Genomic DNA, 6764 nt, shown 5'->3' on the forward strand with positions numbered 1-6764 from the left:
TCAGTTCCCGCTCCGGTCAAACCCCGTGAAGAAACTCGCGACATGCTCGGCGTCCAGCGCCTGCAGGGTCGGCGGGTTCCAGCGCGGATTCTTGTCTTTGTCGATCAGCAAGGCGCGTACGCCTTCGATCAGGTCGCCCCGTTCGAACCACTGGCGATCCAGGTGCAGTTCGAGGGCGAAGCAGTCTTCCAGGCTCAACTGCCGGCCCCTGCGCAACATCTCCAGGGTCACGCCCATGGCGAGCGGTGAACGGCTGCCGAGCAGGTCTGCCGTGGTCAATGCCCATTCATGGCTGTCGGCGACCGTCACTTGCCGCATTTGCTCAACGATACTCGGCACGTCGGGCAGGGCGAAGAAGTGATCGATGGCCGGGCGCAGCCGGCTCAGCGGGGCGTCGGGCAATTGCTGCACCGCCAGTGTCGCCAGCAGGCCTTGCAGATCCTTGAGCGGCGTATCGCGCCATCGCAACTGGTCGAGGTGTTCGTCCAGGGTTCCGAGCTTGTCGCTCTCCAGGTACCAGTCGGCCAGCCCGCAATACAGGGCATCGGCGGCCCGCACTTGTACGCCGCTGACGCCCAGGTAGGTGCCCAGCTCGCCGGGAATGCGTGACAGGAAGTAGCTGCCGCCGACGTCAGGGAAGTAGCCGATGCCGACTTCCGGCATCGCCAGGCGGCTTTTTTCGGTGACCACACGCAGGTCGGCGCCTTGCACCAGGCCCATGCCGCCGCCCAGAACGAACCCGTCCATCAAGGCCAGGACCGGCTTGCGGTAATGGTGGATCGTCAGGTCGAGGGCGTATTCCTCGACGAAAAAGTCCTGATGCAGGGTGTCACCGTTTTTGAAACTGTCGTAGAGCGAGCGAATGTCGCCGCCGGCGCAGAAGGCCTTTTCACCTGCTCCGCGCAGGACCACGGCGTGAATGTGCGGGTCTTTCGCCCAGGCATCGAGCTGGCGCTGCAGCAGGCGAACCATGTTCAGGGTGATGGCATTGAGACCGGCGGGGCGGTTGAGGGTCAGGTGACCGATATGGTTGCGAACTTCGGCCAGCACTTCATTGGGTGCGGCGTCCCTGGACTGAGTCCCCGGAGAAGAAACCTGAGCAGTCATCGATAACTCCCTGCTTTTATTGTTTTTTATTCACATGCCCGCGTGCGAGCCATCAGGGATCGTAACAGTGCAATTTTGTGATGTACAACGGGGATATCTGCAGGTGGTTTTTGCGTTTTTGCATGGTGATGGGCAGATGAAAAATCTGTGGAGCGCCGTACGCATGGACGGGGTTCACGTCAATACCTGTGGGAGCGGCGGTGCGACGATTCGACTTGACCGCGATAGCGGTAGACCTGTCGACATCACCATCGACTGTGCCGCCGCCATCGCGAGCATGCTCGCTCCTACAGGAACACCATCAGGCGCTACGGCTCAACACCTCACCAATACTGCGACGTTTGGCGTGCAGCTCACTGGTGTGTATCAACTTTTCCAGATCCTGCGGCGTGACGTCGATGAACGCTTCCATCTCGGCCAGTGCGAGCTTCAAGTCCTGGGCGGTGATGGCCTGGCTGTCCACGGGCATGTCCGCCGGCACCCTGGCCGCCGGCTCGCTGGCGTTTTTCGGGTAACGGATGCGCGTCAGGTTGTTGTATGCAATGGCGCTGAGCAGCATTGTCGCGGCGCAGAGCATCAGCGGCGCCAGGGCCTGCCAGTCCAGGGCGATGGTTGCCGGATCGGCCAGGACCATCAACAGCGCCACGGCGCCAGCCGGTGGATGCAGGCAACGCAGCCAGCACATCAGGATCAGCGCCATTCCAGCGGCAAGGCACGCGCTGCTCAAGGTCCGCCCGAGCACGTGCGCCGCCAGCAGCGCGACCACGCCGGCGGTGAGGTAGCCGCCGATGATCGACCAGGGTTGCGCCAGTGCGCCGGAAGACACCGCGAACAGCAGGACTGCCGAGGCGCCCAGAGGTCCGATCAGGTGTTGCGCGACTTCGATGCCGAAGAACTGCGAGCACAGCCACACGCTGAACAGGGTGCCAAGCGCCATGCCGATGGCAGCGCGGCTCCATTCCGAGGGACGGGTATTGATGGCAGCGGGTATCCAGCGAGCGAGCATGGGGCGAACGATCCGTAGCAAAAATCGAGGAAAAAAAAAGGCTTAGCTGGGATATCCAGAAAGCCCTTGAGAAAGTTCCAACTATTGGGGGAGGAACGAGGCACAGTGTGCCGTTCATTACGGATGCTGACTAATTCATATTAATGCTGCTTGAGTGCACTATTTTTGCTGTAACGCCACGCGCCGGCCACTGAGGAAGCACAGGGTGCCACCCAGCGCGGTGAGCAGGCTCAAGGCATAGAACATGGTCGGCGCCGGGGTGTGCATCAACAGGTAGCCGCAGATCACCGGGCTCAAGGCGCCGCCCAGGGCCGCGAGGTTCTGCGCGCCGTAGTAGCTGCCACGCAGCTCTTCCGGGGCCAAGGTGTCGACGAAGAGAAATTCGGCGGGGTAAATGATCATTTCACCCAGGGTGAAAATGAACATCGCCACGCACCATGACACCAGACTGTCGGCCAGGCTGAAGCCGATCAGCCCGACGATGAACAGGCTGGTGCCGCCGGCAATCCAGTACCGCAGCTGTTCGCGCTTGAGGAACCGACCGATCTGGTATTGCAGCAGGATCACCGCAATCGCGTTGCAGGCGAGCAGGGCGGCCATGGTTTGCAGGGCGCGCTGGGAGTCTTCGATCACCAGCAGGTATTGCGACAGGTACAGGGTAAAACGCCCGTGGACCACGGTACTGAGCAGGCAACCGCAGGTGAACATGATCAGCGTGCGGTCGTTCTTCAGGGTGATCAGGGTCTTCAGAAAGCTTTGTGGCTGACCTGTGGCAGGGGGCCGGGTCGGATCGCCGGGAATGCCGCGCATGAAAAAGATGCTGCCAAAGGCGATGGCACTGGCAATCAGGAACGGCGCGATCGGGTACACCCCGGCGATCACCACGCCCAGCATCGGGCCGGTGGCGTAGCCGATGTTGGTCAAGGTGTAGCGCAGGGAAAACGCCTTGGCCCGCTGGCCCACGGGCAGGTTCTCGCTGAGGATCGCCTTGGAGCCGATCAGGAACAGCGCTGACGCGGTTTCGGTGATCACCAGGGTCAGGGTGGTCAGGTAGAGGTTCTCGGCAAAGGTCAGCAGCACGAAACCGATGGCGCTGGAGAGCATGGCCAGGATCAGCAACCGGCGTTTTTCCAGGCGATCGATGATGTAGCCGCCGTAAAGGGCGAGCAGGGTGGCGATGAACACCGCGATGCCCAGCAGCAAACCAACGTCCTGCTGGTTCAGGCCGAGTTTGTTGCTCAGGAACAGGGTGAGCAGCGGGCTGGTGATGGCGCGGCTGACGACGATGGTCAGCGAGACGATCATCAACCGGCGAATGACAAGCGAGTAAGTGGCCACGGCGGGGCGGATGTCCTTATTCAGTTTTCAGTGTTATCCATGGGCCTCTTCGCGGGCTTGCCCGAGAAGAGGCCGGAACCGACCACATCACATTCAATGCAGCCACCGTTCGAGCAACCCAACCGACTCCAGCGTTTCGAGTCGTGCCACTTGCCCCAGCAACGCCTCGGCCTGCCCCTGCGGCATCACTCTCGTCGCCAGGCTGAAGAACTTCTGCTCCAGCGCCGCATCGCTCAAGGGATTGGCTGGCGCGCCCAGGGGAGGATCGACGCACAACTGCGCCTGCCGACCGTCCACCGTCCGCACGCGAACCACGGGCTCGCCATCCTCCGACAGTCGCGGGTCCACTTCAAGGCGAATGCGCGACAGCCAGCGTTCGATCCGCGGGTCACGGCGTGCGGTCTCGTCATAGGCGTCAAGCCGGCAATGGCCATGCACCAGGCGCGCGGCCAGCGCGTAGGGCAGGCTCATCTGCGCCGCTGGCAGCGTGGCGATATCCTGGCCACCGCACATACCCTGCAGGAACCCGCACACCGACACCTTGATGTCTTCGACCTGATCGGCGTCGATTTGCAACTGTTCCAACAGTTGCCCCAGCGCATCGATAGCCGAATGGGTGCCCCGGCAGGAGGCGTAGGGCTTGATCGAACAGCGCGCGAGTTTCCACACCGATCCCAGATCCGCATCCAGCGCTGGCGGCTGCGCCGTCTGCGCCGCCAGGGTCTTGAGAAAACCGCCCCAGACATCATCGAACAGCTTCGCCGGGCCGGTGATGCCCTGCCGGGCAAACCGCGCGGCCATCAAACCGCCTTCGGCGGCGCGGCCACTGTGCAATTTTTTGCTTTGCGAGCCGTCGTGGATGAACGCCCACAGACCACCGCTGAAGCTGCCGGCGATGCCGAGTGCGGCGAGCATTTGCCCTGCGTCCAGTCGCAGGATGCGCGCACTGGCGGCGGCCGCGCCGAACACCCCGCAGGTGGCGGTGGAGTGCCACCCGGCGCCGTTGTGCGCCGAGTAACCACCGCAGGCCTCGAGCACCCGGCGGCCGACCTCATAGCCAAGTACTACCGCCGTGATCAGCTCACGACCGCTGACCGGGCCAGGCGCCAGCGACACGGCGGCCATCACCGCCGGCAACACCACCGCCCCGGAGTGATCGCAACCACCGGTGTCATCCAGTTCCAGCGCATGGGCGGCGACGCCGTTGAGCATTGCCGCCTGGGCCGTGCCGAGCCGCAGCCCGGTGCCCCAGACCAGGCCGCTTCCCGTTTCACCCTCGAACACCCGACGCGCCTGATGGGCGACCTCGCTATCGGCACCGGCCAATGCCGCGCCGAAGGTATCGAGGATGTGCCGCTTGGCTTGGGCCACCAGCGCCGCTGGCAAGTCTTCAAAGCAGGTGTCGACGCAAAACTGCGCCAATCGTTGCAGGCGCTCGGTCATGGCAGATAGTCCCGATAATGCCGTTCGTACACTGAGGCGGGGTGATCCGCAGCTGTTGGCAGCGCCGCATCCGTCCACCATTGGGCGACCTCGCAACCCTTGGCGATCCACACATCATCGTGCTGCTGGATGCCCTGCAGCAGTTCGCGCAACACGCCTATCCGCCCCGGCGTGCCAATGATTTCCGGGTGCAGGCGCAGCACATAACACAGGCCGAAGCGATGAAAACCGGCGAAGTCCATTTGCAGATTGCCCAGGGTGTGGCTGTAGGAAGCGATCCGCGATTGCGCGGGCGGCACCGCCGGGCTCAGGTTGAAGGCGAAGTAGGGCTCGTCCTCCAGTTCATAGTGCAGGGGCAGTTCGATGACCCCGGGCGCCGTGGGATGCGCGAAAGGCAGATCATCGCCGCGCCACGACGACGACCAGCGAATGCCGTGTTCGCCCAGGGCTTCGATGAACCCCGGCGCAGCGTTGCCGGCCGGGATGCGAAACCCACTGGGGCGCTGGCCGGTCAGCGCCTGTAAGGCGGCGCAGCCTCGGGCGACTTCGTCACGCTGTTGCGCCAGGTCCAGGGTGTCGTAGTTCTGATGGCGATACCCGGCGCAGGCAATCTCGTGCCCGGCGGCTTGAATGGCCTGGAGATGTTGCGGGTTTTCCTCGGCAACGATGCCGGGCACGAACCAACTGCTGCACACCTGCAGCTCGTCGAACAGCCCCAGCAATCGCTCGACACCCCGTTGCGTGCCGTAGCGCCATACGGACAGGGTCTTGTCGCGTCCGGCCACTTGCGGGGCCTGGGTCAGGATGCCGTGGATGTCGTTGTAATCGACCGTCAGCACGACGGCGCAACGGTAGCCTTTGGGCCAGCAAGCCGATTCAGCCATGGTGATGCTCCTTGAGCCACCACTGCGCGACATCGCCGCAGGTGGCGAACCACACGTCATCACGCTGACGCATGTGTTCGAAGAGTTTTTCCAGCAGCAGGATGCGTCCCGGCTTGCCGGTGATCTTGGGATGGAACAGGGTGGTCAGGCACAGGCCTTCATTCATGGCGCCGTCGTATTCGCGACACCAGTTGTCCAGGGTCAGCTCATAACTGGCGGTGCGATCCAGTCCTGAAGGGAAGTCCGGCGCGCGGGTATAGGCCAGCGACGCGTAATCGTCCATTTCCCAGCGCCCGGGGATCTCCACCAGCGGCGTGTCGAAGCCCGGCACCTTGACCAGGTAGGGGCGATCGTCGCCGCGCATGCTGCTGGAATAGGTCACGCCGGCCTCCACCAGCATCGCCGGGGTTTCGGCGTGCCAGTCACCGGACGGCGTGCGGAAACCTTCGGCGCGGATGTTCAGGTGGTTCCAGAACACCTCGCGGCAGCGCTTCATCACGTCCTTCTGCTGTTCCAGCGTCAGGGCGTAAAAGGATTCGTGCTTGTAACCGTGGTACGCCACCTCATGCCCGCGCTCGACAATCGCCTGGCATTGTTTCGGCCAGTTTTCCACGACCCAGGCCGGGACGAAGAAGGTGGTCGGGATACGGAACGCATCGAGTAGGTCGAGCAGTCGCGGCAACGCCCGGTAAGGGCCATAACCGCCAAAGCCGAAATACTCGGGCTTGTGCCAGATCGAGCCATTGAGCATGGCATCGCCGGTGGGGCCGTCGAGGTCGAAGGCCAGGGCCAGGCAGGCTTTGTTTGGCGCAGGCCAGGTGGGTTGGGGTGAGGAGGACATCAGGGTGCTCCAGCTGTTTCTTAGGTCAAACCCGAGCGCTGTGGGAGCGAGCAGGCTCGCTCCCACCGTTGACTCTTATACACCTATACGCCCCCACGCGACTACGCAGGCTGTCGTATGGCGGCTTCGGGATGAAAAAAAAAGG

6 protein-coding genes are annotated in these 6764 nt (G+C 63.2%); all 6 read right to left on the reverse strand.

What is annotated here, in order from left to right:
- Complete coding sequence (locus tag QIW53_RS18590; RefSeq protein WP_371051089.1) at positions 1-1107, reverse strand: enoyl-CoA hydratase/isomerase family protein; 1107 nt, start codon at positions 1105-1107, stop codon at positions 1-3.
- A gap of 301 nt (positions 1108-1408) precedes the next feature.
- Complete coding sequence (locus QIW53_RS18595) at positions 1409-2113, reverse strand: HPP family protein (RefSeq protein WP_371051090.1); 705 nt, start codon at positions 2111-2113, stop codon at positions 1409-1411.
- A gap of 159 nt (positions 2114-2272) precedes the next feature.
- Entirely contained in the window at positions 2273-3451 is a 1179-nt protein-coding gene (locus QIW53_RS18600; protein WP_371051092.1) for an MFS transporter, read from the reverse strand.
- A 93-nt stretch (positions 3452-3544) separates the two neighbouring features.
- The gene (locus QIW53_RS18605; protein ID WP_371051093.1) at positions 3545-4894 is read right to left on the reverse strand and encodes an MmgE/PrpD family protein; all 1350 of its coding nucleotides are present in this window, start codon (positions 4892-4894) and stop codon (positions 3545-3547) included.
- Positions 4891-5778, reverse strand: coding sequence for a polysaccharide deacetylase family protein (locus tag QIW53_RS18610; RefSeq protein ID WP_371051094.1), 888 nt, complete (start codon positions 5776-5778; stop codon positions 4891-4893). The genes QIW53_RS18605 and QIW53_RS18610 overlap by 4 nt, the downstream gene beginning before the upstream one ends.
- Complete coding sequence (locus tag QIW53_RS18615) at positions 5771-6619, reverse strand: polysaccharide deacetylase family protein (protein WP_371051096.1); 849 nt, start codon at positions 6617-6619, stop codon at positions 5771-5773. The genes QIW53_RS18610 and QIW53_RS18615 overlap by 8 nt, the downstream gene beginning before the upstream one ends.
- Positions 6620-6764: the final 145 nt, after the last annotated feature.

It is taken from the genome of Pseudomonas fluorescens (genome assembly GCF_041354075.1).
Taxonomy (GTDB): domain Bacteria; phylum Pseudomonadota; class Gammaproteobacteria; order Pseudomonadales; family Pseudomonadaceae; genus Aquipseudomonas; species Aquipseudomonas fluorescens_CE.

Bases quoted from the DNA above. Each gene is read 5' to 3' on its own strand.
- QIW53_RS18590 (WP_371051089.1), bottom strand. From the start codon at position 1,107: ATGACTGCTCAGGTTTCTTCTCCGGGGACTCAGTCCAGGGACGCCGCA.
- QIW53_RS18595 (WP_371051090.1), bottom strand. From the start codon at position 2,113: ATGCTCGCTCGCTGGATACCCGCTGCCATCAATACCCGTCCCTCGGAA.
- QIW53_RS18605 (WP_371051093.1), bottom strand. From the start codon at position 4,894: ATGACCGAGCGCCTGCAACGATTGGCGCAGTTTTGCGTCGACACCTGC.
- QIW53_RS18610 (WP_371051094.1), bottom strand. From the start codon at position 5,778: ATGGCTGAATCGGCTTGCTGGCCCAAAGGCTACCGTTGCGCCGTCGTG.
- QIW53_RS18615 (WP_371051096.1), bottom strand. From the start codon at position 6,619: ATGTCCTCCTCACCCCAACCCACCTGGCCTGCGCCAAACAAAGCCTGC.